The following is a 26,812-nucleotide window of genomic DNA, read 5'->3' on the forward strand; positions in this document are numbered from 1 at the left end:
CGCAGGAGAAGGACATGTCGGCTGCCGCTGCGAGTGCGGAAACAACTGTTGCGAAGAAGAAGGGGTCCAAGAAGCTCTGGATCATCGTCGGCGTCGTCTTGCTGCTGGTCGCTGGCGGTGGAGGTGGCTACGTGATGATGAAGCGCAAGGCCGATGCCGCTGCTGCGGAAGCAGAGGGTGGCGGTCACGGCGATGCGGCCGAGGCAGCGCCCGCGCGCAAGCCCCACAAGCGAGATGCCCATACGCCGCCGGCCTACCTGCCGCTGGACCCCTTCGTCGTCAACCTGGCGGACCGGGACAGCGATCGCTATGCCCAGATCGGCATCACGCTGGAGATCGATGATGCGAAGTTCGCCGACGAGATGAAGACCTACATGCCGGCGATCCGCAATGCCATCCTGATGATCCTGTCGCACAAGACGGCGGCCGACATGCTGGGTCGCGAGGGCAAGGAGATGCTCGCGGCCGAGATCGCCCGCGAGGCGGTGCGTCCGCTGGGCATCAACATCGAGGCCGAATCGGACGATGACAGCGCCTCCTCCAAGAAGAAACGTCGGGCCGCGCCGGTCTACAACCCGGTGCAGCAGGTGCATTTCTCCAGTTTCATCGTGCAGTGATCGCTGATCCGTGCGCTGCTCGACCGCGAGAACACCATGAGCCAGCTGAATCTGTCCCAGGATGAAGTCGATGCCCTGCTGGACGGCATCTCGGGTGACGTGCCCGGGGATGTGGCCGACAAGCCGAAAGGGCAGGTGCGCGACTACAACCTGGCGAGCGAGGAGCGCATCGTGCGTGGGCGCATGCCCATGCTCGAATCGATCAACGAGCGCTTTGCCCGCAATGTCTGTCCGGTGATGACGGCGTTCACGCACCGGACAATGGAAATCTCGGCCGGCGAGATCAAGGTCCACAAGTACAGCAACTACTTGCGCGAGACCATGGTGCCGACCAATTTCAACATCGTCTCCATGCGGCCGCTGCGCGGCGTGGGGCTGGTGGTGTGTGACCCGAGCTTCGTGTTCGCGGTGATCGACGCGCTGTTCGGTGGTGTCGGCAAGTACCCGGTGCGCATCGAAGGCCGCGAGTTCTCGGCGACCGAACACCGCGTGATCATGCGGCTGGTCGAGATCGTGCTGTCCGAATACAACCGCGCCTGGCAGGGCGTGTACCCGGTCGAGCTGGCCTACCAGCGCTCGGAAATGCAGCCGCAGTTCGTCAACATCGCCTCGGCGAGCGAGCTGGTGGTGAGCACGGTGTTCACGGTGGAGATCGGCGAGTCGGTCGGCACGATCCAGATCTGTTTTCCCTATTCGTCGCTGGAGCCGATCCGCGACGTGCTGCGCAGCAGCAACCAGGGCGAAGGCCCGGGCAAGGATGGTCGCTGGGTGCGGATGCTGTCCGACGAGATCCAGTCGGCCGAGGTGCAACTGGTGGCGGAACTGGCCCATGCGCCCGCCACGGTCGAGCAATTGCTGGCGATGAAGGCGGGCGATTTCATCGAGCTGGAACTGGACAAGCTGATCCGGGCCAAGGTGGATGGTGTGCCGGTGGTCGAAGCGAGCTACGGCACCTCGAACGGACACTACGCGATTCGCGTGGAACGCATGTTGACCAGCCCCCAGGTGAGCTGGATCGGAGATCAAAATGTCTGAAGATTTGGATGCTGGCCTGTCGGAGCAGGATGCCCTGGCGGCAGAGTGGGCGGCCGCGCTGGACGAGACTTCCCCGGGACAGGACATCGGATCGGCCGTCGATGCACTGCCGGGTTACGGGTCGGGTGTGCCGCAGGCCGCGGCGTTCACCGACTTCGGCAGTGCGGCGGAAATGGCCTCCGGCGGCGCCCCGGGCGGCAAGGATCTGAACCTGATCCTGGACATCCCGGTGCAGCTCACGGTCGAACTCGGTCGCACGCGCATCCCCATCAAGAATATCCTGCATCTGGCACAGGGCTCGGTGGTGGAACTGGACGCGATGGCGGGCGAGCCGATGGATGTGCTGGTCAACGGCTACCTGATCGCACAGGGCGAAGTGGTGGTGGTGAACGAGAAGTTCGGTGTGCGCCTGACCGACATCGTCACGCCCAGCGAACGCATGCGCCGCCTGTCCCGCGGCAACTGAAAGACGCTGTGATGACGCCTCTGACTTCCCTGACGCCGCTGATCTGGCTGGCGCTGGTCTTGGTCTCGATTCCTGCGGCCCTGTGGCTGCTCAAGCGCAGCGGCTATGCGGGACTGTCGTCGCGCCTGGCCCCTGGTGCCGTGCGGGTGGTGTCGCAGTCGGTGCTCTCGCCGCAACACCGTCTGGTGACGATCGAAGTGGGGGAGGGGGGGGATCGCTGCTGGCTGGTGCTGGGCATGACCGGGCAGCAGATCTCGGTGCTGCACCGCCTGGCGCCACCACCGCACACCGAGGCTTCGGTGTCTGGCGGTGCGGTGTCGCTGCCATCGATCGCGGGGACCAGCTTCGGGCATCTGCTCAACCAGTGGCGCCGCGGACCGCAAGGGCCGGCGGTGACCTCCCATGAACAGTGATCATCCGAGACGCTGGCCGGTGCTGCCCGCCGGTGCAGCGCTGGCGCTGCTGCTGGCGAGCGGGCTGTCTCCGGCGATGGCCCAGGCGGCTGCACCTGCCGGCCTGCCGCTGATGGTCGGGCAGGGGGGCGGTGGCAGCACCTACTCGGTGCCGATCCAGACCCTGCTGTTCTTCACCTCGCTGTCCTTCCTGCCGGCGATGCTGCTGATGATGACGGGCTTCACCCGCATCGTCATCGTGCTGAGCCTGCTGCGCCAGGCCATGGGCACGCAGGCCGCACCGCCCAACCAGGTGATCATCGGCCTGTCGATGTTCCTGACACTGTTCGTGATGGGGCCGACCCTCGACAAGGTCTATGCCGACGCCTACAAGCCCTACGCGGCCAGCCAGATCAGTTTCGAGGACGCGGTCTCGCGCGCCGAGGGGCCGATGCGCCAGTTCATGCTGCGCCAGACCCGGCAGTCCGACGTGGCGCTGTTCTCCCGCCTCGCACGGCTGGAAGGCACGCCCAAGCCCGAGGCCCTGCCGCTGCGCGTGCTGGTGCCCGCATTCGTCACCAGCGAGCTGAAGTCGGCGTTTCAGATCGGCTTCCTGATCTTCATCCCCTTTCTGGTGATCGACATGGTGGTCGCCAGCGTGCTGATGAGCCTGGGGATGATGATGCTGTCGCCGGTGCTGGTGGCCCTGCCGTTCAAGCTGATGCTGTTCGTGCTCGCCGATGGATGGAACCTGCTGCTCGGCTCCCTGGCCGCCAGCTTCTCGATCTGAGCTCCGAACCGGGATCCCCATGAACTCCTCCCAAGTCTTCACCTATGGCCAGGAGGCACTTGTCGTGCTGCTGACCGTGGCGGCGCCGATGCTGCTGACCATCCTGCTGGTCGGCGTGGTGGTGAGCGTGCTGCAGGCCGCAACCCAGCTGCACGAGGCCACGCTGTCCTTCGTGCCCAAGGTGCTGGCCGGTGTGGCGGTGATGATGATCGCCGGCCCGTGGATGCTGACGACGCTGGTGGAGTATCTGCAGCGGGTGCTCCAGGCGATCCCCGCGGCCGTCGGCTGACCGCACACATGATCGGCTTCAGCGAAGCGCAGATCCTCCAATGGGTATCGCCGCTGCTGTGGCCGCTGCTGCGGGTGCTGGGCCTGTTCACGGCTGCACCGGTGCTGTCGATGCGCTCGATTCCGGTCCGTGTCCGGGTCGGGCTGGCGGGGCTGGTGGCGCTGTGCGCACAACCGTCCATGCCGTCCATGCCGGTCGTGCCGCTGGACAGTCCTGTGGCGCTGGCGATGGTTGCGCAGCAGGTGGTGATCGGCCTGACGATCGGCTTTGCTGCCCGGGTGGTGTTCACGTCGATCGAGTTCGCCGGTGAGATCATCGGCCTGCAGATGGGCCTGAATTTCGCGAGCTTCTTCGATCCGACCAGCGGCTCGCAGGTGACGGCCACGGCCCGGTTCTTCAACACGATGGCCGCCTGGCTGTTCGTGGTGATCAACGGGCACCTGCTGCTGACGGCCGTGGTCGTGGAGAGCTTCCAGCGGTTTCCGGTGTCCGACCACCCGCTGGACCTGCTGCTGCAGATCCAGCCGCAGGTCTGGGGCGCGGACCTGTTCCGCTACGGTCTGTGGATCGCGCTGCCCACCATCACGATGCTGGCCTTCGTGAATCTGGTGCTGGGTCTGATCTCCCGGGTTGCCCAGCAACTGCAGATCTTCTCGATCGGTTTCGCCATCACCATTTCGGTGGGGCTGTTCGGTCTGCTGTTCACGCTGCCGATGCTGCAGTCGCCGATGCTGGCGGTGCTGGAGCGCCTGCTCGTGCAGTTCCAGCCCTGAAGAGATAATGCGGCGATGCTGCGCCTGCTCTCGCCCCTGTTCCGACGGATTCCATGCCTGCTGGCGGCAGCCGGCCTGCTGGCCGCCTGTTCGCCGACGCTCAACTGGCGCGACGTGGACGTCGGCCCGCAGACCAGGGTGCAGTTCCCCTGTCGGCCCGAGCACGCCGAGCGGTCACTGGTGCTGGCCGGTGCGCCGATGCGGGCCGGGATGTGGGTGTGCGATGCGGGTGGGCTGTCCTGGTCGGTCACCGTGCTGGACGTCAGCGATCCGGCGCGCCTGACCACCGTCCTGCGCGAGGCGCGTCTGGGGCTGGCCACCCGGCTCCAGGGCAGCGAGGGATCCTCCCAGCCCGTCCGGATCGCCGGCATGACCCCCAGCGACGAGAATCGCCGCGTCGTGATCGTCGGTCCGCCCGGTGCGGGTCAGCCGACGCGTGCCGAAGCGGTATTTGCCGCGCGCGGCTTGCAGGTGTTCCAGTTGGTCGTCATGACGCAGCGCGGCGCAGCGCCGAAGTGGGCGGAGAGTGCCGACGAATTCCTGCGCAGCGTGCGCTGGCCTGGCTGAGAGGAGTTCGTCGCATGAATGCATCATCGCTGCGCTGCAGCACGACCGATAATCCGCGCCCATGGCCCGCTTGCTGATCATTGCCCATGCCCCCCTGGCCTCGGCCCTGAAGGCCGTGGCCGCACACACGTTTCCCGAAGAGGCTGACAAGCTGCGGGTGCTCGACGTGTTGCCGGACATGCCCGGCGAGGAGATCGAGTCGCTGGCGCGGGCGCTGCTGCCTGCCGAGGACGATGTCTCCGACCCCGAGGCGCTGGTCCTCTGCGATGTGTTCGGCGCGACGCCGGCCAACGTGGTGCAACGTCTGGTGGATGGCGTGCGGATCCGGGCGATCGCGGGTGTCAACGTCTCGATGCTCTGGCGCACGCTGAGTTCCCCCTTGCACGCGACGGTCGGCGAACTCTTCGACCGTGCGATGAAGGGGGGTGTCCAGGGCGTGCTCCCGGTGGCATCGACCCGTCCTCAAAACCAAGCTTTCCCTCCTGGCGGCCATGATCCGAACCAACATCACCATCAGCAATAGGCTCGGGCTGCATGCCCGCGCATCGGCCAAGTTCACCAAGCTGGCCGGCAGCTTCCCCTGTGACATCTTCGTCAGCCGCAACGGCCGGCGGGTCAATGCCAAGAGCATCATGGGGGTGATGATGCTGGCTGCCGGCCTGGGCAGCGAAATCGAGATCGAGATCGATGGCACCCGCGAGCAGGAGGCAATGGACGCCCTCTGCGCACTGGTCAACGACAAGTTCGGCGAAGGCGTCTGAGCAGGTCTGGCGCGGGAAGTCAGTTGCCCAGGAAGTGCCGACGGTATTTCTCGGGCAGGTCCTGCAGGCGCATCATCATCGGCAGGTCGGCGGTGTTGAAGTCCGGATCCCAGGCTGGTGCGCCGAGCACTTTGGCACCGCAGCGCAGATAGCCCTTGATCAGTGCCGGCAGTTCGGCCGGCAGATCGCGGCGCAGGTCGTCGACTGGCAGTGCCAGCCGCGGCTGCACCTGCAGCTCGATCGGCGCCAGATGCGTGGTGCGCAGGCGCTCCCACAGGCTGGCCGCCACGTGACCACCGTCGTGCATCGACACGCTCGCGCAGCCGATCACCGTGTCGAGCCGGTTGGATTGCAGGAAGGCCCCCAGTGCACCCCACAACGCGAGGATCACGCCGCCCTGGCGGTGTGCCGGGTGGACGCAGGAACGGCCGAGTTCGGCGGTACGGCCCAACCGGGCACGCAGCGGGCCGAGGTCGAATTCGGTGTCGCTGTACCAGCCGCCCAGGCGCTGTGCAGCGTCAGGCGTCAGGACGCGGTAGGTGCCGATCACTGCCCCTGCCTGAGGCGAGTCGTCCTCGCAGCGCACGATGAGGTGCTCGCAATACGGATCGAAACGGTCGGCGTCGTGGCCGGCGGGTGTGCCATCGGGGGTCGTGAGCTGCGCGCCCATCTCTTCGCCGAACACCTGGTAGCGCAGGCGCTGGGCCTCGCGCACTTCGTCCTGGTGTTTTGCCCAGCCCACGCTGAAGCGTTCGACAGGCGCGCGGGCCGCACGCGGCGCCACTGGTGTCGGGCGGTGCAGCCGCAGATCGGACAGGGGCAGGGTGGGCTGGGGAAGTTCCCTCATCGATGGCTCCTCGAATCAATGCGCCGATCGTCGTGCAGGGGAATGACGTTGCCGTGTCGGCGGCATGACGTGTCGATGACACCGTGTCCGGCCATTGCGACCGAGCACCGGGTGTTACCGGGGGGACAGGCCGGGAACACGCTGCTAGCATCGACGCATGAGCATGCAGGTTTTCGGATTGCCCGTTTCACGCGGGGTCGCGATCGGGCGCGCCGTGCTGGTGGCTTCCAGCCGGGTGGATGTCGCCCACTACTTTGTCGAGCCCGAGCAGGTCCGGGAAGAGATCCAGCGCCTGTGTGCGGCGCGTGAGCTGGTTTGCGCCGAGCTGGAGTCTCTCAAGGACGAAGTGGAAGGCGACACGCCTGCCGAACTGGTGGCGCTGCTGGATGTGCACGTCATGCTGCTCAACGACGAAGTGCAGGCCGCTGCCACCTGCCAGTGGATCGAGGAGCGGCACTACAACGCCGAGTGGGCCGTCGCCGCACAACTGGATGCCCTCACCAGGCAGTTCGACGAGATGGAGGACGAGTACCTGCGCGAGCGCAAGTCCGATGTCGAACAGGTGGCCGAGCGGCTGCTGCGCGCACTGGACCGGGCGGACCGGGCCTGCATGCCGCCGATCATGCGGCGAGGCGTCGCGTCGACCCAGGGTGACGAGGCGCCGCTGGTGCTCGTCGCCAACGACATCTCGCCAGCCGACATGATGCAGTTCAAGGGCAGTGTCTTTCGCGGTTTCGTCACCGAGGTGGGCGGGCGAACCTCGCACACGGCCATCGTCGCGCGCAGCCTCGACATCCCCGCCGTGGTGGGCGCACGCGAAGCCAGCCGCCTGGTGCGCCAGGACGACTGGGTCATCATCGACGGGGACGCCGGCCTCGTGATCGTCGATCCTTCGCCGATGGTGCTGGAGGAGTACCGGTTCCGCCAGCGCCAGGGGCAGTTGGAACGGGACCGCCTGGAGCGTCTGCGCGGACGTCCCGCAGTGACGATGGATGGCCACCGGGTAGAACTGCTCGCCAACATCGAATTGCCCGGTGACACGTCGGCAGCGCTGGCGGCCGGGGCGGAAGGCGTGGGACTGTTCCGCAGCGAATTCCTGTTCATGAACCGATCCGGAGAGTTGCCGGATGAGCAGGAGCAATACGAGGCCTACCGGGCAGCGGTGCAGTCGATGCGGGGGTTGCCCGTCACGATCCGCACCATCGACATTGGCGCCGACAAGCCGCTCGACCGCATGAGCGCGCATGACCACACGCTCAATCCGGCGCTGGGCCTGCGGGCGATCCGCTGGAGTCTGGCGGATCCGGACATGTTCGAAGGCCAGTTGCGCGCGATCCTTCGGGCCGCCGTGCATGGTCCCGTGCGCTTGCTCGTGCCGATGATCTCGCATCCCAGCGAGATCCGGGCGACGCTGGATGCGGTGGAGCGTGCGCGTGGCAAGCTGGTTGCCGAAGGGACACCACACGGCGTCGTGACGCTGGGGGCGATGATCGAGGTGCCGGCAGCGGCGCTGATGCTGCCACGCTTTCTCCGGCATTTCGACTTCGTGTCGATCGGCACCAATGACCTGATCCAGTACACCCTGGCCATCGACCGGGCAGACGAGGCTGTGGCCCATCTGTATGACCCTTGGCATCCGGCCGTGCTGGCACTGATCGCCAACACCATCCGCATGGCGCAGGCGGCAGGCAAGGGTGTCAGCGTCTGTGGCGAGATGGCGGGCGATCCGGACTTCACCGCGGTACTGTTGTCGTTCGGGCTGCGTTCCTTCAGCATGCATCCCACCCAGCTGCCCCGCATCAAGCAGCGCATCCTGCGTACCGATCTTGCCGCGCTGGACGGACTGGCTGATCGCGTTCTGGCGGCTGACGACCCGAAGCAGGCGAGCCTGCCCGCAGTTCGTCCTGCGATCATTCCGGTCCCGCAAGCGGCTTGAAAAATTTCCACCCAAATTGCTTGCGCTGCATTGATTGTTCGATCTAAAATCGATGTCTTCGCTGCAAACAACTGGTTTGTGTGCAGCGAGCAGCAGGTAATGCGACTGCCGGTTTGTTCGGCGAGTAAAGACCCTGCGATCAGTAATGACTTGACAGAGTTTCGAAAGCGGAAGATAATCTCGCTTCTGTGCTGATAACTGCTTCGGTAGTCCAGTGCACCGGGTAACCGGATTGTTCTTTAAAAATTAACAGCCGATAAGCGTGGGCGTTTGAAGGCGAGTGCCTGGTCGCAAGACCGGTCTCTTGGACCTTAAACGCTCATGGAAAATTTGAAGTGAAGTTCACTTCAATTCCTTGAGAACACAAGATCGAACTGAAGAGTTTGATCCTGGCTCAGATTGAACGCTGGCGGTATGCCTTACACATGCAAGTCGAACGGTAGAGGAGCAATCCTCGAGAGTGGCGAACGGGTGAGTAATACATCGGAACGTGCCCAGTCGTGGGGGATAACGTAGCGAAAGCTACGCTAATACCGCATACGACCCGAGGGTGAAAGCGGGGGACTCGCAAGAGCCTCGCGCGATTGGAGCGGCCGATGGCAGATTAGGTAGTTGGTGGGGTAAAGGCCCACCAAGCCTGCGATCTGTAGCTGGTCTGAGAGGACGACCAGCCACACTGGGACTGAGACACGGCCCAGACTCCTACGGGAGGCAGCAGTGGGGAATTTTGGACAATGGGCGAAAGCCTGATCCAGCCATACCGCGTGCGGGAAGAAGGCCTTCGGGTTGTAAACCGCTTTTGTCAGGGAAGAAATACTCCGGGCTAATACCCTGGGGTGATGACGGTACCTGAAGAATAAGCACCGGCTAACTACGTGCCAGCAGCCGCGGTAATACGTAGGGTGCAAGCGTTAATCGGAATTACTGGGCGTAAAGCGTGCGCAGGCGGTTCTATAAGACAGATGTGAAATCCCCGGGCTCAACCTGGGAACTGCATTTGTGACTGTAGAGCTAGAGTACGGTAGAGGGGGATGGAATTCCGCGTGTAGCAGTGAAATGCGTAGATATGCGGAGGAACACCGATGGCGAAGGCAATCCCCTGGACCTGTACTGACGCTCATGCACGAAAGCGTGGGGAGCAAACAGGATTAGATACCCTGGTAGTCCACGCCCTAAACGATGTCAACTGGTTGTTGGGAGGGTTTCTTCTCAGTAACGAAGCTAACGCGTGAAGTTGACCGCCTGGGGAGTACGGCCGCAAGGTTGAAACTCAAAGGAATTGACGGGGACCCGCACAAGCGGTGGATGATGTGGTTTAATTCGATGCAACGCGAAAAACCTTACCTACCCTTGACATGTCTGAAATCCTGCAGAGATGTGGGAGTGCTCGAAAGAGAATCAGAACACAGGTGCTGCATGGCCGTCGTCAGCTCGTGTCGTGAGATGTTGGGTTAAGTCCCGCAACGAGCGCAACCCTTGTCATTAGTTGCTACGAAAGGGCACTCTAATGAGACTGCCGGTGACAAACCGGAGGAAGGTGGGGATGACGTCAGGTCCTCATGGCCCTTATGGGTAGGGCTACACACGTCATACAATGGCCGGTACAGAGGGCTGCCAACCCGCGAGGGGGAGCCAATCCCAGAAAACCGGTCGTAGTCCGGATCGCAGTCTGCAACTCGACTGCGTGAAGTCGGAATCGCTAGTAATCGCGGATCAGCTTGCCGCGGTGAATACGTTCCCGGGTCTTGTACACACCGCCCGTCACACCATGGGAGCGGGTCTCGCCAGAAGTAGTTAGCCTAACCGCAAGGAGGGCGATTACCACGGCGGGGTTCGTGACTGGGGTGAAGTCGTAACAAGGTAGCCGTATCGGAAGGTGCGGCTGGATCACCTCCTTTCTGGAAAATGACGAAGCAACCTGGAAGGTCCTAGGATCATCCTGGTCAGCCAAGTCCAAACTGGTGCTCGAATTCTTGCGCCCACACTTATCGGTTGTTACGACAGATGCAGAAGATTGGGGTCTGTAGCTCAGTCGGTTAGAGCACCGTCTTGATAAGGCGGGGGTCGTTGGTTCGAATCCAACCAGACCCACCACCGGTCATCAAGAAGGGGGATTAGCTCAGCTGGGAGAGCACCTGCTTTGCAAGCAGGGGGTCGTCGGTTCGATCCCGTCATCCTCCACCATTCTTCTGTAGTTCCTCTAGAGCAGACCTGAGCGCTTGTCGTCAAGCGTTCAGGTCTGCCTTTGAGAAAAGGCTGTTGTTCTTTAAAAATTCGTAGAGTCGAATCAGCGTTGCTGATGGAAAGCGAGCATGCATCCTTCGGGGTGGCGTGTGAGCACCGTGCCATCAGTAACGCATTGATTGCGTCAACAGACTTCAACCGTGAAAAGACTGGTTGTGGAGCGATCCGCAGCCAGGCAAAAAAGCGAGTTGGAAAGTACGGCGAACGTGAATACTCAAATATCGGCACCAGCTTAGTCGCTGGGTGTCGGTGAAAGTCCTTGACGATGTCGGTTTGTCACCGATGTCAAAGTTATAGGGTCAAGTGACTAAGTGCATGTGGTGGATGCCTTGGCGATTACAGGCGATGAAGGACGTGATAGCCTGCGAAAAGCTTCGGGGAGCTGGCAAATTAGCTTTGATCCGGAGATATCCGAATGGGGAAACCCACCCGCAAGGGTATTGCATGCTGAATACATAGGCATGCAAGGCGAACCCGGCGAACTGAAACATCTCAGTAGCTGGAGGAAAAGACATCAACCGAGATTCCGAGAGTAGTGGCGAGCGAAATCGGAAGAGCCTGTGCGTTTTAGCAGTCGACTTATCAGAACGGAATGGAAAGTCCGGCCATAGCGGGTGATAGCCCCGTATGAGAAAAGTTGGCTGTGGAACTGAGCGTACGACAAGTAGGGCGGGACACGTGTAATCCTGTCTGAATATGGGGGGACCATCCTCCAAGGCTAAATACTCGTAATCGACCGATAGTGAACAAGTACCGTGAGGGAAAGGCGAAAAGAACCCCGGGAGGGGAGTGAAATAGATCCTGAAACCGCATGCATACAAAAAGTAGGAGCCTGGAAACGGGTGACTGCGTACCTTTTGTATAATGGGTCAGCGACTTACATTCAGTGGCGAGCTTAACCGATTAGGGTAGGCGCAGGGAAACCGAGTCCGAATAGGGCGAATCAGTCGCTGGGTGTAGACCCGAAACCAAGTGATCTATCCATGGCCAGGATGAAGGTGCGGTAACACGCACTGGAGGTCCGAACCGACTAGTGTTGCAAAACTAGCGGATGAGCTGTGGATAGGGGTGAAAGGCTAAACAAACTTGGAAATAGCTGGTTCTCTCCGAAAACTATTTAGGTAGTGCCTCAAGTATTACCATCGGGGGTAGAGCACTGTTATGGCTAGGGGGTCATGGCGACTTACCAAACCATTGCAAACTCCGAATACCGATGAGTACAGCTTGGGAGACAGAGCACCGGGTGCTAACGTCCGGACTCAAGAGGGAAACAACCCAGACCGCCAGCTAAGGTCCCCAAAATTGGCTAAGTGGGAAACGAAGTGGGAAGGCTAAAACAGTCAGGATGTTGGCTTAGAAGCAGCCATCATTTAAAGAAAGCGTAATAGCTCACTGATCGAGTCGTCCTGCGCGGAAGATGTAACGGGGCTCAAGCCAGTTACCGAAGCTGCGGATGCACAGTTTACTGTGCGTGGTAGGAGAGCGTTCTGTAAGCCTGTGAAGGTGTCTTGTGAAGGATGCTGGAGGTATCAGAAGTGCGAATGCTGACATGAGTAGCGTTAAAGGGGGTGAAAAGCCCCCTCGCCGTAAGCGCAAGGTTTCCTACGCAACGTTCATCGGCGTAGGGTGAGTCGGCCCCTAAGGCGAGGCAGAGATGCGTAGCTGATGGGAAACAGGTGAATATTCCTGTACCGATTACAAGTGCGATGTGGGGACGGAGAAGGTTAGCTCAGCCGGGTGTTGGATGTCCCGGTTCAAGCGTGTAGTCATGCCCCTTAGGCAAATCCGGGGGGCTTAGATGAGGCGTGATAACGAGTCTGCTTGCAGACGAAGTGAGTGATACCCTGCTTCCAGGAAAAGCCACTAAGCTTCAGCTTGTAACGACCGTACCGCAAACCGACACTGGTGCGCGAGATGAGTATTCTAAGGCGCTTGAGAGAACTCTGGAGAAGGAACTCGGCAAATTGACACCGTAACTTCGGAAGAAGGTGTGCCTTTGGTAGGTGAACCATTTACTTGGGGAGCTGATAAAGGTCGCAGAGAATCGGTGGCTGCAACTGTTTAATAAAAACACAGCACTCTGCAAAGACGAAAGTCGACGTATAGGGTGTGACGCCTGCCCGGTGCTGGAAGATTAAATGATGGGGTGCAAGCTCTTGACTGAAGTCCCAGTAAACGGCGGCCGTAACTATAACGGTCCTAAGGTAGCGAAATTCCTTGTCGGGTAAGTTCCGACCTGCACGAATGGCGTAATGATGGCCACACTGTCTCCTCCAGAGACTCAGCGAAGTTGAAATGTTTGTGATGATGCAATCTCCCCGCGGAAAGACGGAAAGACCCCATGAACCTTTACTGTAGCTTTACATTGGACTTTGAACAGATCTGTGTAGGATAGGTGGGAGGCTTTGAAGTGAGGACGCTAGTTCTCATGGAGCCAACGTTGAAATACCACCCTGGTGTGTTTGAGGTTCTAACCTTGGCCCGTTATCCGGGTTGGGGACAGTGTATGGTGGGCAGTTTGACTGGGGCGGTCTCCTCCCAAAGTGTAACGGAGGAGTTCGAAGGTACGCTAAATACGGTCGGAAATCGTGTTGATAGTGCATTGGCATAAGCGTGCTTGACTGCGAGACTGACAAGTCGAGCAGGTACGAAAGTAGGACAAAGTGATCCGGTGGTTCTGTATGGAAGGGCCATCGCTCAACGGATAAAAGGTACTCTGGGGATAACAGGCTGATACCGCCCAAGAGTTCATATCGACGGCGGTGTTTGGCACCTCGATGTCGGCTCATCTCATCCTGGGGCTGTAGCCGGTCCCAAGGGTATGGCTGTTCGCCATTTAAAGAGGTACGTGAGCTGGGTTTAAAACGTCGTGAGACAGTTTGGTCCCTATCTTCCGTGGGCGCTGCAAGATTGAGAGAGCCTGCTCCTAGTACGAGAGGACCGGAGTGGACGCACCTCTGGTGTACCGGTTGTCACGCCAGTGGCATCGCCGGGTAGCTATGTGCGGAAGAGATAACCGCTGAAAGCATCTAAGCGGGAAACTCGTCTCAAGATGAGTCTTGCCGGGGCCTTGAGCCCCCTGAAGAGTCGTTCAAGACCAGGACGTTGATAGGCTGGGTGTGGAAGCGCAGTAATGCGTTAAGCTAACCAGTACTAATTGCTCGTGAGGCTTGACCCTATAACTTTGACATCAAAGTCAAAGCAGTATTCAGTGAACCGTACTTGACAAGTCTGTGCGTACAACCAGCTTGTACAACGCAATCAATACCAGATTCGACTCTGCGAATTCCTGCTCAGCCTGACCCCTGAGCAGACCCTTTATGCCTGACGACCATAGCAAGTTGGAACCACCCCTTCCCATCCCGAACAGGACCGTGAAACGACTTAGCGCCGATGATAGTGCGCACCGCGCGTGTGAAAGTAGGTCATCGTCAGGCTTCTACACTGCAACCCCCTCTGATCTCAACGGTCAGAGGGGTTTTTGCTTTGGGGGGAACAGATTCCTTCAACAACGTTGTGCAATCGGTTCCACCCATGAAAAAAGCGCCCCGCAGGGCGCTCTTCGATCCGTGATGATCTCGGATCACATCACCTTGACGATCGCATCAGCGACATAGTCGATGTTCTTGGTGTTCAGCGCGGCCACGCAGATGCGGCCCGAGTCCACGCCATACACGCCAAACTCGCCGCGCAGGCGAACCATCTGGTCCTTGTTCAGCCCGGAGTAGCTGAACATGCCCTTCTGGCGCGTGATGAAGCTCAGATCGCCCTTCACGCCAGCGGCGGTCAGCTTGTCGACCAGCAGCACGCGCATCTGCTTGATTCGCACACGCATGCCGGCCAGTTCTTCTTCCCACATGGCGCGCAGCGCCGGGGTGTTGAGCACCGTGGCGACGACTTGTGCGCCGTGCGTCGGCGGGTTGGAGTAGTTCGTGCGGATCGTGATCTTCAGTTGCGACAGCACGCGCGCGCATTCTTCCTTGCTTGCGCAGACCACCGACAGGCCGCCGACACGCTCGCCATACAGCGAGAAGCTCTTCGAGAACGAGGTCGAGACGAAGAAGTCCAGACCCGCGGCGACGAACTTCTGGATCACGGCGCCGTCTTCAGCGATGCCTTCGCCAAAACCTTGGTAGGCCATGTCCAGGAACGCGACCAGATTGCGTTCCTTGATGACCGCGACCACTTCGTCCCACTGGGCATCGGTGATGTCGTAGCCAGTCGGGTTGTGGCAGCAGGCGTGCAGCACCAGCACCGTGCCGGCGTCTGCCGCGCGCAGGGCGTCGATCATGCCGGCGAAATTGATGCCCTTGTTCTCGGCGTCGTAGTACGGGTAGGTGCCGACCGTGAAGCCGGCGTTGGTGAACAGCGCGCGGTGGTTTTCCCAGCTCGGGTCCGAGATCAGGACCGTTGCGTTCGGGTTGACCTTCTTCAGGAAGTCGGCGCCGATCTTCAGGCCGCCCGTTCCGCCGATGGCTTGCACGGTGGCGACGCGGCCGCCCGTGACCACGGCGCTGTCTGCACCGAACACGAGACCTTGCACGGCCTTGTCATAGGCGGCGATGCCGTCGATGGGCAGGTAGCCGCGGGCCTTCGGGGCTTCGAACATCTGGCGTTCGGCTTCGATGACACACTTCAGCAGGGGCAGCTTGCCGTTGTCGTCGTAGTAGACGCCTACGCCCAGGTTGACCTTGGCGGGGTTGGTGTCGGCACCAAACTGTTCGTTCAGACCCAGGATCGGGTCGCGCGGGGCCATTTCGACAGCAGAGAAGAGGGACATGACAGGGGGTCCGGCGGGACGTGTTGTGGAAAGAGCCGCTACCTTCAGGTAGGCTGGGCGGTTGCGCCGATTTTAACGGCGGGTCGGGAGCCGCATGAGCCACATTGACAAGATCGAGACGGACCAGCCAGCGACCGAGGGGCGTTTTGTGTCCTTTCCGGATTCGCCATTCCAGCTTTTTCAGCCGTATCCGCCCGCGGGTGACCAGCCTGCGGCCATTGACCAGCTGGTCGAAGGGATCCAGGACGGTCTGACCTTCCAGACCCTGCTCGGCGTCACCGGCTCGGGCAAGACCTTCACGATGGCCAACGTCATCGCCCGCCTCGGCCGCCCGGCGATCGTCTTCGCGCCGAACAAGACGCTGGCGGCGCAGCTCTACGCCGAGTTCCGCGAGTTCTTTCCGAAGAACGCGGTCGAGTACTTCGTCAGCTACTACGACTACTACCAGCCGGAAGCCTACGTCCCGCAGCGCGACCTGTTCATCGAGAAGGACAGCGCGATCAACGAGCACATCGAGCAGATGCGCCTGTCCGCGACCAAGAGCGTGCTGGAGCGGCGCGACACCATCATCGTCGCCTCGGTCAGCGCCATCTACGGCATCGGCAAGCCCGAGGACTACACGCAGATGCGCTTCATCGTGCGCGTCGGCGACAAGATCGGCCAGCGCGACGTGATCGCGCAACTGATCCGCATGCAGTACACGCGCAACGAGACTGATTTCACCCGCGGCACCTTCCGCGTGCGGGGCGACACGATCGACGTCTTTCCTGCCGAGCACTCGGAACTGGCGGTGCGGCTGGAGCTGTTCGACGACGAGGTGGAGACGCTGCAGCTGTTCGACCCGCTCACGGGCCGGATTCGCCAGAAGGTGCCGCGCTTCACCATCTACCCAGCCAGCCACTACGTGACGCCGCGCGAGCGCGTGCTGGAGGCGATGGAGGGCATCAAGACCGAGTTGCGCGAGCGCCTGGCCGAGTACGTCTCGCAAGGCAAGCTGGTCGAGGCGCAGCGGCTGGAGCAGCGCACCCGGTTCGACCTGGAGATGCTGCAGGAGGTCGGCCACTGCAAGGGCATCGAGAACTACACGCGCCACCTCTCGGGTGCCAAACCAGGCGACCCGCCGCCGACGATGGTGGACTACATGCCGCCGGACGCGGTGATGTTCCTGGACGAGAGCCATGTGCTGATCGGCCAGTTCGGCGGCATGTACAACGGCGACCGGGCGCGCAAGTCCACGCTGGTCGAGTACGGCTTTCGCCTGCCGAGCGCGCTGGACAACCGGCCGCTGAAGTTCGAGGAATTTGAGACCAAGATGCGCCAGGCGGTGTTCGTGTCCGCTACGCCTGCCGCCTACGAGAACACCCACGCCGGCCAGGTGGTCGAGCAACTGGTGCGGCCGACCGGGCTGGTGGACCCGGTGGTCGAGGTGCGGCCGGCCACCACGCAGGTCGATGACGTGTTGCAGGAGATCCGCCTGCGGGTCGAGGTCGGCGAGCGGGTGCTGATCACGACGCTGACCAAGCGCATGGCCGAGCAGCTCACCGACTACCTGGGCGAAAACGGCGTGAAGGTGCGCTACCTGCACTCGGACATCGACACGGTGGAGCGGGTCGAGATCCTGCGCGACCTGCGGCTGGGGACGTTCGACGTGCTGGTGGGCATCAACCTGCTGCGCGAGGGGCTGGACATTCCCGAGGTGTCGCTGGTGGCGATCCTTGATGCGGACAAGGAAGGTTTTCTGCGGTCCGAGCGCAGCCTGATCCAGACCATCGGCCGGGCGGCGCGCAACCTCCATGGCCACGCCATCCTCTACGCCGACCGCATCACCGAGTCGATGCGCAAGGCGATGGACGAGACCGAGCGCCGCCGTACCAAGCAGATCGCGCACAACGCCGCGCACGGCATCGTGCCGCAGAGCATCCGCAAGCATGTCAAGGAGCTGATCGACGGCGTCTACGGCGAGAAGTCGGGCAAGGACAATCTGCAGGAGCTCGCGCAGTTGCACGCCGCGGCGGAGGTGGAAGTGCTGTCCGAGAAAGACCTGGGGCGGCGCATCAAGCTGCTCGAAAAGCAGATGCTCGACCACGCCAAGAACCTCGAATTCGAGAAGGCGGCCCGGCTGCGCGACCAGTTGGCGCTGCTGCGCGAGCAGGCGTTTGGCGCCGCAGGTGGCGACCAGATCGCCGTGCTGCTTCCCAAGGGGGCGCGATGAGTGCCGTCCAGCGGGTGCTGATGGTGTGCACCGCCAACATCTGCCGTTCGCCCACTGCGGAGGCGGTGCTGCGCCACCGGGTCCAGCAGGCGGGGCTGCACGGGCGGATCGTGGTCGATTCGGCCGGCACCCGGGCCTCGCACGAGCTGTCCCATGCACCGGACCCGCGGAGCATCGCGCACGCGGCCCGGCGCGGCTACGATCTGACCGGGTTGCGCTCGCGACCGGTCGTGCTGGCCGATTTCCACCGGTTCGACCTGATCGTGCCCATGGACCGGACGCACCTGGACCATCTGGCCGTTCATGCGCCGGCCGATGCACTTGCCAAGGTGCGCCTGCTGATGTCGTTTGCGCCGCCCGGTGCGGGCGACGTCGTCCCTGATCCGTACTACGGCAGCGCACCCGGCTTTGAACATGTTCTCGATCTGGTGGAACTTGCGTGCGACGGCCTGCTCGAATACCTGTACTCGCCTCAGGGTGCCCGCTGACGCCACAGCTGTGACCGGCGGCGCACCTCGCTATAATCGAGTAAATCACTCGGGAAAGAGGGCGAGGGTCCAACCCGACTTGCTGCCCCGGTTCGCAGCCATCCGTTGCGGTGCCGAACGCGAGTTACAGGAGCTTAAAGCCATGCGATTGACAACCAAAGGTCGGTTCGCGGTCACCGCGATGATTGATCTGGCCTTGCGCGAACACAGCGGCCCCGTGGCCCTGGCAGCGATCAGCGCGCGCCAGCAGATTTCACTGTCCTACCTGGAGCAGCTGTTTGGCAAGCTGCGCCGGCACGAGCTGGTCGAGAGCACCCGTGGGCCGGGTGGCGGCTACTCGCTGGGCCGCAAGGCCGAGGACATCACCGTGGCGGACATCATCGTCGCGGTGGACGAAGCCATCGACGCCACCGGCTGCGGTGGTGGCGAGAACTGCATGGGCGAGGACACGGGGCGCTGCATGACGCACGACCTGTGGGCAAGCCTGAACGCCAAGATGCTGGAGTATCTGAACTCGATCTCGCTGAAGAGCCTGGTCGACGATCAGCTCAACCGCGGCGTGTCGGTGGAGGAGGCCCCCGTCAAGCGGGCCATCTCCAGCCAGCCCGTGGTCAAGCCGATCAAGATCACGGCGCCCAATTCGGTGTTTGCGCTGGGTTCGGCGCTCACCAAGTAATCACCACAGGTTCTGCGGTGCGCCGCTCATGCGAGCAGACGCTGCAGAACGACCAGGTTCAACATGGACATGACCCCGCACTTCCCGATCTACATGGACTACGGCGCGACGACTCCGGTCGATCCGCGCGTGGTGGACGCGATGATTCCCTGGCTGCGCGAGCACTTCGGCAATCCCGCTTCGCGCTCGCACGCCTGGGGCTGGGAAGCGGAAGAGGCGGTCGAGAAGGCGCGGGCGCAGGTGGCCGGTCTGATCAAGGCGGATCCGCGTGAGATCGTCTGGACCTCGGGCGCGACCGAGTCCAACAACCTGGCCCTGAAGGGGGCTGCGCAGTTCTACAAGACGCGCGGCAAGCACATCATCACGGTGAAGACCGAGCACAAGGCCGTGCTCGACACCGTGCGCGAACTGGAGCGCCAGGGCTTCGAGGCGACCTACCTCGACGTGGAGGCCGATGGTCTGCTTGATCTGGACAAGTTCAAGGCCGCCATCCGCCCGGACACGATCCTCGCCTCGGTGATGTTCGTGAACAACGAGATTGGCGTGATCCAGGACATCCCGGCGATCGGCGCGATCTGCCGCGAACACGGCGTGATCTTCCACGTCGATGCCGCGCAGGCCACCGGCAAGGTCGAGATCGACATGGGCGCACTGCCGGTTGATCTGATGAGCCTGGCCTCGCACAAGAGCTACGGACCGAAGGGCATGGGCGCGCTGTACGTGCGCCGCAAGCCGCGCATCCGCATCGAGGCGCAGATGCACGGCGGTGGCCACGAGCGCGGCATGCGTTCTGGTTCGCTGCCGGTGCACCAGATCGTCGGCATGGGGCTGGCGTTCGAGATCGCCGGCCAGGAAATGGCCGAAGAGAACGCCCGCATCGCGATGCTGCACAAGCGCCTGCTGGACGGCCTGTCGGACATCGAGCAGGTCTTCGTCAACGGCGACCTGACGCACCGCGTGCCGCACAACCTCAACATCTCGTTCAACTATGTCGAGGGCGAGTCGCTGATCATGGGTGTCAAGGGGCTGGCGGTGTCGTCGGGCTCGGCCTGCACCTCGGCCAGCCTGGAGCCCAGCTATGTGCTGCGCGCACTCGGCCGCAGCGACGAGCTGGCGCATTCGTCCCTGCGCATGACCATCGGCCGTTTCACCACGGTCGAAGAGATCGACTACGCGGTCAGCACCCTGAAGGACCGGGTCGCCAAACTGCGCGAGTTGTCCCCGTTGTGGGACATGTACAAGGACGGCATCGACATCAGTTCCATCCAGTGGGCCGCGCACTGAGCGTTTCCCGGATCCGGGTTCCAGGTTTCACGGTTTGGCAGTTTTGACAGAGCAGGCAGAGTAGGCAGCACACCATGGCATACAGCGACAAGGTCATCGACCATTACGAAAATCCCCGCAACGTGGGCGGCTTCGACAAGGGTGACGAGGATGTGGGCACCGGCATGGTCGGCGCGCCGGCCTGCGGTGACGTGATGAAGCTGCAGATCAAGGTCAACCCGGCCACCGGGCTGATCGAGGACGCCAAGTTCAAGACCTACGGCTGCGGCTCGGCGATCGCGTCGTCGTCGCTGGTGACGGAATGGGTCAAGGGCCGCACGCTCGACGAGGCCCTGACGATCAAGAACACCCAGATCGCCGAGGAACTCGCGCTGCCGCCGGTCAAGATCCATTGCTCGATCCTGGCCGAAGATGCGATCAAGGCCGCTGTCGATGACTACAAGGCCCGCCACGGCACGGCCGCGGCCACGGCCCAATGAGTTCCGCCATGGCCGTCACGCTCTCCGAATCGGCGGCACGCCACGTGTCGCGCTACATCGCCCGCCGGGGCAAGGGTGTGGGCGTCCGCCTGGGTGTCAAGACGACGGGCTGCTCGGGCCTGGCCTACAAGCTGGAATACGCCGACGAGATCGCGCCCGAGGACGTCGTGTTCGAGGACCGCGGCGTCAAGGTGCTGATCGACCCGAAAAGCCTGCCCTACCTCGAAGGCACCGAACTCGACTTCGTGCGCGAAGGCCTGAACGAAGGTTTCAAATTCCACAATCCGCGCGAGAAGGACCGTTGCGGTTGTGGGGAATCCTTCCGGGTCTGAGTCTCCCGCCCCACGACGGCAAGGGCAGGGCGCGGGCATCCATCTTGCCTGCCTGCAGGCCATGTCGGACTAGCGCGCCATGCCCTCACCATGAAACTCACTGACCACGACTTCGACCTCTTCGGCCTGCCGATGCGGTTTGCGCAGGACCGCGTGGCACTCGATGCCCGCTGGAAAGCGCTGCAGACCGAGGTCCACCCCGACCGTTTCGCCAGCGAGGGCGGCACCGCCCAGCGCGTGGCCATGCAGTGGGCGATCCGGGTCAACGAGGCCTACCAGCGCCTGAAGGATCCGCTCAAGCGCGCGGCCTACCTCTGCGAGCTGCACGGTGCGCCGATCGGAGCAGAGAACAACACCGCCATGCCAGGCGCCTTCCTGATGCAGCAGATGGAATGGCGCGAGGCGCTCGACGAGGCCCGCACGCTGGACGCGGTCGAAGCGCTGGCCGATGACGTGGTCGCCCACGAGCGCCGCCTGCAGCAGCAGCTGGCCACCCTGATCGACGAGCGCCAGGACTGGCCGGCCGCGGCCGCGCAGGTCCGGGCGCTCATGTTTGTCGTGCGCTTCGCCGCCGACGTCGACCGGCGCCTTGACGCGCTGGGACAATAGCGCCCCGCGCATTCCCGTCCCCCATGGCCCTCCTCCAGATCTCCGAACCCGGGCAGACGCCCGACCCGCACACCCGCCGCATCGCCGTGGGCATCGACCTGGGCACGACCCATTCGCTGATCGCTGCCGTGCGCCACGGTCTGCCCGAGTGCCTGCCGGATGCGCAGGGCTGCGTCATCCTGCCTTCGGCCGTGCGCTACCTGGGCGAGGGGCGCCGCCAGATCGGTGCCGAGGCACTCGCTGCGCAGGCCGACGATCCGCACAACACGCTGGTGTCGGTGAAGCGCTTCATGGGCCGGGCGCTGGCCGACATCGCCGACCGCGGGCGACTGCCATACCACTTCATCGACCAGCCTGGCATGGTCGCGATCGAGACCCGCGAGGGTGTGAAGTCGCCGGTCGAGGTGTCGGGCGAACTCCTGGCGACGCTGCGCTACCGGGCCGAGGACACCTTCAGCGACGACCTGTTCGGTGCCGTGATCACCGTGCCGGCCTATTTCGACGACGCGCAGCGGCAAGCCACGAAGGATGCCGCACAGCTCGCGGGCCTGAACGTGCTCCGCCTGCTGAACGAGCCGACCGCCGCCGCCATCGCCTACGGGCTGGACAACGCGATCGAGGGCCTCTACGCCGTCTACGACCTGGGCGGTGGCACCTTCGACATCTCGCTGCTGCGCCTGTCGCGCGGCGTGTTCGAGGTGGTCGCGGTGGGTGGCGACTCGGCGCTCGGCGGCGATGACTACGACATGCACCTGGCGCAATGGCTGCTGGCCCGCGCCGGTCTGCCCACGCTCGACACCCTGGACGCGCACGACAAGCGCGTCGTGCTCACTGCCGCCCGGGCTGCCAAGGAGGCCCTGTCGAACGTCGATACAACGACCGTGCAGGCCACGCTCCACAACGGCGTCGCGCTGACGCAGGCCGTCACCCGCGCCGAATTCGAGGCCGCCACCGACGACCTGACCCGCCGCACCCTGATGCTGATGAAGCGCGTGCTGCGCGACGCCAAGGTCACGCCCGACGAGGTGCAAGGCACGGTGATGGTCGGTGGCTCGACCCGGATGCCGGTCGTGCGCGCTGCGGTCGCCGCGTTCTGTGGCCGCGAGCCGCTGATCAACGTGAACCCGGATGAGGTGGTTGCCCTCGGCGCCGCGATCCAGGCCAACGCGCTGGCCGGCAACGCCGCGGACGGCGAGATGCTGCTGCTCGACGTGACGCCGCTGTCGCTCGGGCTGGAGACGATGGGCGGGCTGGTCGAGCGCGTGATCGAGCGCAACTCGACGCTGCCGACCGCCAAGGCCCAGGAATTCACCACCTTCAAGGACGGCCAGACCGCGATGGCCATCCACGTCGTGCAGGGCGAGCGCGAGCTGGTCAGCGACTGCCGCTCGCTGGCGCGTTTCGAGCTGCGCGGCATTCCACCGATGGCCGCCGGCGCAGCGCGCATCCGCGTGACCTTCCAGGTGGACGCCGACGGCCTGCTGTCCGTCAGCGCCCGCGAGCAGGGCAGTGGCGTGGAAGCCTCCATCGTCGTCAAGCCGAGCTATGGCCTGAGCGACGACCAGGTGGCCAACATGCTGCGCGAAAGTTTCACCGAGGCGGAGGGCGACATGCGCCGCCGCGCGCTGACCGAAGCCCGTGTCGAGGCCGAGCGCCTGACGCTGGCCACCCGGTCGGCGCTGCTGGCCGATGGTGATCTGCTCGACGAGGACGAGCGTGCCACGCTCGACCGCCTGATGCACACGCTGGCCGAAACGGCGCGCGGCGAGGACGCCCACGCGATCGACGCCGCCACCAAGGCCCTCGGCGACGGCACCGAAACCTTCGCGGCCGTGCGCATGAACCGCGGCATCCAGCAGGCCCTGACCGGCCGCCGCCTCGACGACGTTTGAGAACCTGCAAGTTCCCCCGACCATGCCCATCATCAAGATCCTGCCCCACCAAGAACTCTGTCCGCAAGGTGCGTCGATCACCGCTGCGCCGGGTACCTCGGTCTGCGAGGCGCTGCTGGAAAACGGCATCGCCATCGAACACGCCTGCGACATGAGCGCGGCCTGCACCACCTGCCACGTCGTCGTACGCCAGGGCTTCGCCTCGCTGAACGAGATGGACGAGACCGAGGAAGACCTGCTCGATCGCGCCTGGGGCCTGGAGCCTGATTCGCGCCTGAGCTGCCAGGCCATCGTCGCACAGAAGGACCTCGTCATCGAGATCCCGAAGTACACGATCAACCACGCCCGCGAAAATCACTGAGCCATGCGCCAGATCTTCCTCGACACCGAAACCACCGGTCTCAACCCCGAGACGGGCGACCGCATCGTCGAGATCGGCTGCATCGAGATGGTCAGCCGGCGCCTGACGGGCCGCCACCTGCACCTGTACCTCAACCCCGAGCGCCCCGGCAGCGAAGAGGCGACCCGCATCCACGGCCTGACCGATGCCTTCCTCGCCGACAAGCCGAAGTTCCGCGAAGTGGCGGCGGAGTTCATCGAGTTCGTGCGCGGGGCGGAACTCATCATCCACAACGCGGCCTTCGACGTCGGCTTCCTGAACGCCGAACTGCGCCGCGTGCAGCAGCCCAGGGTGGCCGAGCTGGCCGGCGGCATCCTCGACACGCTGGTGATGGCGCGCGAGCAGTACCCGGGCAAGGCGAATTCGCTGGACGCGCTGTGCCGCCGCCTGGAGGTGGACAACACCAACCGGACCTTCCACGGCGCGCTGCTGGACGCGGGCCTGCTGGCCGAGGTCTACATCCGCATGACCCGCGGGCAGAACGCGCTGGTGATCGACGCCGACGACGGACAGGACGAGGGCAGCTCGGACGACGCTGACCTGCACATCGACCTGTCGGCGTTCAGCGTGGCGGTGCTGCGTGCGAGCGAGCAGGAAATCGCCGCCCATGCCGGCGTGCTGGCCGATCTGGACAAGGCCAGCGGCGGCAAGACGGTCTGGCGAACGATTTCTGCCTGAAATGCTTGCGCTGCTGAATTCGTACGTGGCATAATTTCTTTCTTGCTGCAGCGCACTGAACAAGTCAACGCAGCGACCCGAACCAGTTTCGGGCGGTTAGCTCAGCGGTAGAGCACTGCCTTCACACGGCAGGGGTCGCAGGTTCGAACCCTGCACCGCCCACCAAACGAAGCCCCACAAAGGGCCAAGAAAGCCAAAAAGCCCTAGAGAATCAACGCTCTAGGGCTTTTTTGTTGCCCAAAGAGCCCCAAAGAACCCCACTTGAAGCCAGTCGCGCATGCGGGTAGCTTCGCGGGTAGCTCAACAAGCACCCGAAGAAGTTACCCATGCCCGAGAACATCCTGAGCGATCAGGCGATCAAGAAAGCCAAGCCTGAAGCCAAGCCCCGCAAGCTGTCAGACGGTGGCGGTCTACTGCTTGAAGTGCGGCCCGAGGGCGGCAAGTGGTGGCGGCTCCGGTATCGGTTCGCCGGCAAAGAGAAGATGCTGAGTCTTGGTGTCTATCCAGCGGTTGCCCTCGCCGACGCACGCAAGCGCCGGGACGAAGCGCGTGCCCTTCTGGCTGCGGGGATCGATCCCAGCGCCGCACGCAAGGACAGCAAGGCGGAACAGGCCCGCCAGCAACATATCGAGTCGCTGGCAGCACAGGGCAAGCCCCTTCCGGGCACCTTCGAGCATGTGGCCTGTGACTGGCTGGAGAAGAAGCACGAGCCTGAGGTCAGCCCGAGGTATTCGGCCCGGTCCCGCAAGCAACTGGAGGCCGACGTGTTCCCGCACATCGGCCGGATGCCTGTGCGCGAGATCACCGCGCCTGTGCTGCTTGAGCTTCTGCGCAAGGTGGAGGCCCGAGGCGCCACCGACACCGCGCACCGGGTCAAGCAGACATGCAGCCTGGTCTTCCGCTACGCCATCACCACAGGAGACGCCGACCGCGACCCTGTGCCGGACCTGCGCGGCGCACTGGCTACGCACACCAAGCGGCACTTCCCGGCCATCACGGAGCCCGTGCGGGTCGGCGAGCTGCTGCGGGCCTTCGACGCCTACACCGGGCAGCCTGGCACGCGGGTCGCCCTGAAGCTGGCCGCGCTGGTGTTCCAGCGGCCTGGCAACCTGATCGCGATGAGGTGGGAGGATCTGGACTTGGACGCCGCCGTCTGGACGATCCCGTCCGAGGACATGAAGCGCACCAAGGGGCAGAAGATCAACGGTGCTGCGCACATCGTGCCCTTGGCCCGTCAGGCGGTGGAGCTGCTGCGCGAGCTGCAGCCGATCACCGGGCACGGGGTCCACTGCTTCCCCGGTCTGGGCAACAAGCGCCACCAGCCAATCAGCAACGTGACGCTAAACGCCGCGATGCGCCGGCTTGGCTTCTCGGGCGATGAGATGACCGCCCACGGCTTCCGCGCCCTGGCCCGCACGGTCATCGTGGAGAACCTGCCGGGCGTGGACTCCGAATGGATCGAAGCCCAGCTTGCCCACTCCAAGAGGGGGCCGCTCGGGTCTGCCTATGACCGGGCACAGTACCTGCGCCAGCGCCGCCAGATGATGCAGACATGGGCCGACTACCTGGACAGGCTGCGCGACGGGGCGCAGGTGATTCCGCTCAAGGTGGCTTGAGGGGACCAGAAGCACAAAAGGCACTAGATCGTGAATCTAGTGCCTCCGGTGCGCCGCGACCGATCCCCGATGACCATTCAGGGGGTGACGGCGCGGAAATTCTTGACCGCCCGGTCAATGGCGTCAAGGGGCGCACCCTGATTGGGGCCAGCGCCAGCAGCAGGCCACAGGGGGCGCCGATCGGGTCGGCTGGTGCGCTGGGTGCTTCAGCCTGGTGGTGGTGGCGCCACGGGGCCAGCAGGCCCGGCCCTGAGCGTGTCGGGGGCTGGTGGGTGCTGCTGGCCGGGACTCGTTTTCCAGAAAACCACTACCCCGGTCACCCTCAAAACCCTCAAAAGTCCACCGGGCAACCGGTCGGGGCTCAGGAGGTCGGCGCCGGCCAGCGCCAGCAGCAGGCCACAGGGGGCGCCGATCGGGTCGGCTGGTGCGCTGGGTGCTTCAGCCTGGTGGTGGTGGCGCCACGGGGCCAGCAGGCCCGGCCCTGAGCGTGTCGGGGGCTGGTGGGTGCTGCTGGCCGGGACTCGTTTTCCAGAAAACCACTACCCCGGTCACCCTCAAAACCCTCAAAAGTCCACCGGGCAACCGGTCGGGGCTCAGGAGGTCGGCGCCGGCCAGCGCCAGCAGCAGGCCACAGGGGGCGCCGATCGGG

The 26,812-nt window shown here is 63.4% G+C and carries 24 protein-coding genes, 3 tRNA genes and 3 rRNA genes; 28 read left to right on the top strand and 2 right to left on the bottom strand.

Features of this window, described 5'->3' with window-relative positions:
* The first annotated feature begins 14 nt into the window (after positions 1–14).
* The 10 genes from BDD16_RS12005 (at position 15) to BDD16_RS12050 (ending at position 5,690) form a co-directional block, all read left to right on the top strand.
* Positions 15–617: a flagellar basal body-associated FliL family protein gene (locus BDD16_RS12005; protein ID WP_179634169.1), complete on the top strand. Its 603-nt coding sequence runs from the start codon at positions 15–17 to the stop codon at positions 615–617.
* Between the two features lie 36 nt (positions 618–653).
* Positions 654–1,652, top strand: a complete 999-nt coding sequence (gene fliM / locus BDD16_RS12010) for a flagellar motor switch protein FliM (protein WP_179634170.1) — start codon at positions 654–656, stop codon at positions 1,650–1,652.
* Positions 1,645–2,118: a flagellar motor switch protein FliN gene (gene fliN, locus BDD16_RS12015; protein WP_179634171.1), complete on the top strand. Its 474-nt coding sequence runs from the start codon at positions 1,645–1,647 to the stop codon at positions 2,116–2,118. The genes fliM and fliN overlap by 8 nt, the downstream gene beginning before the upstream one ends.
* 11 nt (positions 2,119–2,129) lie before the next feature.
* Entirely contained in the window at positions 2,130–2,531 is a 402-nt protein-coding gene (locus tag BDD16_RS12020) for a FliO/MopB family protein (RefSeq protein WP_179634172.1), read from the top strand.
* A complete protein-coding gene (gene fliP, locus BDD16_RS12025; RefSeq protein ID WP_310732824.1) occupies positions 2,521–3,300 on the top strand; it encodes a flagellar type III secretion system pore protein FliP in 780 nt (259 codons plus the stop codon). Before BDD16_RS12020 ends, fliP begins: the two co-directional genes overlap by 11 nt.
* Before the next feature lie 19 nt (positions 3,301–3,319).
* Positions 3,320–3,589, top strand: a complete 270-nt coding sequence (gene fliQ, locus BDD16_RS12030) for a flagellar biosynthesis protein FliQ (protein ID WP_179634173.1) — start codon at positions 3,320–3,322, stop codon at positions 3,587–3,589.
* A gap of 8 nt (positions 3,590–3,597) precedes the next feature.
* A complete protein-coding gene (gene fliR / locus BDD16_RS12035; RefSeq protein WP_179634174.1) occupies positions 3,598–4,362 on the top strand; it encodes a flagellar biosynthetic protein FliR in 765 nt (254 codons plus the stop codon).
* A 15-nt stretch (positions 4,363–4,377) separates the two neighbouring features.
* Positions 4,378–4,929 (top strand): hypothetical protein, encoded by a 552-nt coding sequence (locus BDD16_RS12040; RefSeq protein WP_179634175.1) that lies wholly within the window; start codon positions 4,378–4,380, stop codon positions 4,927–4,929.
* Between the two features lie 61 nt (positions 4,930–4,990).
* Positions 4,991–5,452 (top strand): PTS sugar transporter subunit IIA, encoded by a 462-nt coding sequence (locus BDD16_RS12045; RefSeq protein ID WP_179634176.1) that lies wholly within the window; start codon positions 4,991–4,993, stop codon positions 5,450–5,452.
* Positions 5,421–5,690 (top strand): HPr family phosphocarrier protein, encoded by a 270-nt coding sequence (locus BDD16_RS12050; RefSeq protein WP_179634177.1) that lies wholly within the window; start codon positions 5,421–5,423, stop codon positions 5,688–5,690. Before BDD16_RS12045 ends, BDD16_RS12050 begins: the two co-directional genes overlap by 32 nt.
* A gap of 19 nt (positions 5,691–5,709) precedes the next feature.
* On the opposite strand, the gene BDD16_RS12055 is transcribed toward BDD16_RS12050, so the two are convergent.
* On the bottom strand, positions 5,710–6,537 hold the full coding sequence (locus BDD16_RS12055; RefSeq protein ID WP_179634178.1) for a GNAT family N-acetyltransferase: 828 nt from the start codon (positions 6,535–6,537) through the stop codon (positions 5,710–5,712).
* A 157-nt stretch (positions 6,538–6,694) separates the two neighbouring features.
* On the opposite strand from BDD16_RS12055, the gene ptsP reads away from it, so the two are divergent.
* The 6 genes from ptsP to rrf all read left to right on the top strand — a co-directional run bounded on the left by ptsP (position 6,695) and on the right by rrf (position 14,154).
* Positions 6,695–8,473, top strand: a complete 1,779-nt coding sequence (gene ptsP / locus BDD16_RS12060) for a phosphoenolpyruvate--protein phosphotransferase (RefSeq protein WP_179634179.1) — start codon at positions 6,695–6,697, stop codon at positions 8,471–8,473.
* A 371-nt stretch (positions 8,474–8,844) separates the two neighbouring features.
* A 16S ribosomal RNA gene (locus BDD16_RS12065) occupies positions 8,845–10,371 on the top strand.
* Between the two features lie 119 nt (positions 10,372–10,490).
* Positions 10,491–10,567: transfer RNA gene (locus BDD16_RS12070), tRNA-Ile, on the top strand.
* A gap of 14 nt (positions 10,568–10,581) precedes the next feature.
* Positions 10,582–10,657, top strand: a tRNA-Ala gene (locus BDD16_RS12075).
* Positions 10,658–11,014: 357 nt separating this feature from the next.
* A 23S ribosomal RNA gene (locus BDD16_RS12080) occupies positions 11,015–13,895 on the top strand.
* 145 nt (positions 13,896–14,040) lie between these two features.
* Positions 14,041–14,154: ribosomal RNA gene (gene rrf, locus BDD16_RS12085) — 5S ribosomal RNA — on the top strand.
* The 16S, 23S and 5S rRNA genes sit together here with 2 tRNA genes alongside, the layout of an rRNA operon.
* Positions 14,155–14,300: 146 nt before the next feature.
* Here rrf and BDD16_RS12090 read toward each other — a convergent pair.
* Positions 14,301–15,497, bottom strand: coding sequence for an amino acid aminotransferase (locus BDD16_RS12090; RefSeq protein ID WP_179634180.1), 1,197 nt, complete (start codon positions 15,495–15,497; stop codon positions 14,301–14,303).
* A gap of 94 nt (positions 15,498–15,591) precedes the next feature.
* On the opposite strand from BDD16_RS12090, the gene uvrB reads away from it, so the two are divergent.
* The 12 genes from uvrB to BDD16_RS12150 all read left to right on the top strand — a co-directional run bounded on the left by uvrB (position 15,592) and on the right by BDD16_RS12150 (position 26,163).
* A complete protein-coding gene (gene uvrB / locus BDD16_RS12095) occupies positions 15,592–17,709 on the top strand; it encodes an excinuclease ABC subunit UvrB (protein WP_179634181.1) in 2,118 nt (705 codons plus the stop codon).
* Positions 17,706–18,197: a low molecular weight protein-tyrosine-phosphatase gene (locus BDD16_RS12100; protein ID WP_246332531.1), complete on the top strand. Its 492-nt coding sequence runs from the start codon at positions 17,706–17,708 to the stop codon at positions 18,195–18,197. Before uvrB ends, BDD16_RS12100 begins: the two co-directional genes overlap by 4 nt.
* Positions 18,198–18,339: 142 nt before the next feature.
* Positions 18,340–18,873, top strand: coding sequence for a Fe-S cluster assembly transcription factor (locus BDD16_RS12105; RefSeq protein WP_179634182.1), 534 nt, complete (start codon positions 18,340–18,342; stop codon positions 18,871–18,873).
* 63 nt (positions 18,874–18,936) lie between these two features.
* Positions 18,937–20,157 carry an IscS subfamily cysteine desulfurase gene (locus BDD16_RS12110; protein WP_179634183.1) on the top strand — a complete coding sequence of 407 codons (1,221 nt, stop codon included), beginning with the start codon at positions 18,937–18,939 and terminating at the stop codon, positions 20,155–20,157.
* Between the two features lie 74 nt (positions 20,158–20,231).
* Positions 20,232–20,636: a Fe-S cluster assembly scaffold IscU gene (iscU, locus tag BDD16_RS12115; RefSeq protein WP_179634184.1), complete on the top strand. Its 405-nt coding sequence runs from the start codon at positions 20,232–20,234 to the stop codon at positions 20,634–20,636.
* 8 nt (positions 20,637–20,644) lie between these two features.
* Positions 20,645–20,968 carry an iron-sulfur cluster assembly protein IscA gene (iscA, locus tag BDD16_RS12120; RefSeq protein WP_179634185.1) on the top strand — a complete coding sequence of 108 codons (324 nt, stop codon included), beginning with the start codon at positions 20,645–20,647 and terminating at the stop codon, positions 20,966–20,968.
* Between the two features lie 90 nt (positions 20,969–21,058).
* A complete protein-coding gene (gene hscB, locus BDD16_RS12125) occupies positions 21,059–21,577 on the top strand; it encodes a Fe-S protein assembly co-chaperone HscB (RefSeq protein ID WP_179634186.1) in 519 nt (172 codons plus the stop codon).
* A 23-nt stretch (positions 21,578–21,600) separates the two neighbouring features.
* Positions 21,601–23,469: a Fe-S protein assembly chaperone HscA gene (gene hscA, locus BDD16_RS12130; RefSeq protein ID WP_179634187.1), complete on the top strand. Its 1,869-nt coding sequence runs from the start codon at positions 21,601–21,603 to the stop codon at positions 23,467–23,469.
* A gap of 22 nt (positions 23,470–23,491) precedes the next feature.
* The gene (gene fdx / locus BDD16_RS12135) at positions 23,492–23,830 is read left to right on the top strand and encodes an ISC system 2Fe-2S type ferredoxin (protein WP_179634188.1); all 339 of its coding nucleotides are present in this window, start codon (positions 23,492–23,494) and stop codon (positions 23,828–23,830) included.
* 3 nt (positions 23,831–23,833) lie between these two features.
* Positions 23,834–24,547 (top strand): DNA polymerase III subunit epsilon, encoded by a 714-nt coding sequence (dnaQ, locus tag BDD16_RS12140; protein ID WP_179634189.1) that lies wholly within the window; start codon positions 23,834–23,836, stop codon positions 24,545–24,547.
* Positions 24,548–24,637: 90 nt separating this feature from the next.
* Positions 24,638–24,712 (top strand) — tRNA-Val (locus tag BDD16_RS12145).
* A 161-nt stretch (positions 24,713–24,873) separates the two neighbouring features.
* Positions 24,874–26,163, top strand: coding sequence for a tyrosine-type recombinase/integrase (locus BDD16_RS12150; protein ID WP_179634190.1), 1,290 nt, complete (start codon positions 24,874–24,876; stop codon positions 26,161–26,163).
* The last annotated feature ends 649 nt before the right edge of the window (positions 26,164–26,812 follow it).

Origin of the sequence: Sphaerotilus montanus, from assembly GCF_013410775.1 — a bacterium.
Classification (GTDB): Bacteria; Pseudomonadota; Gammaproteobacteria; order Burkholderiales; family Burkholderiaceae_C; genus Sphaerotilus; species Sphaerotilus montanus.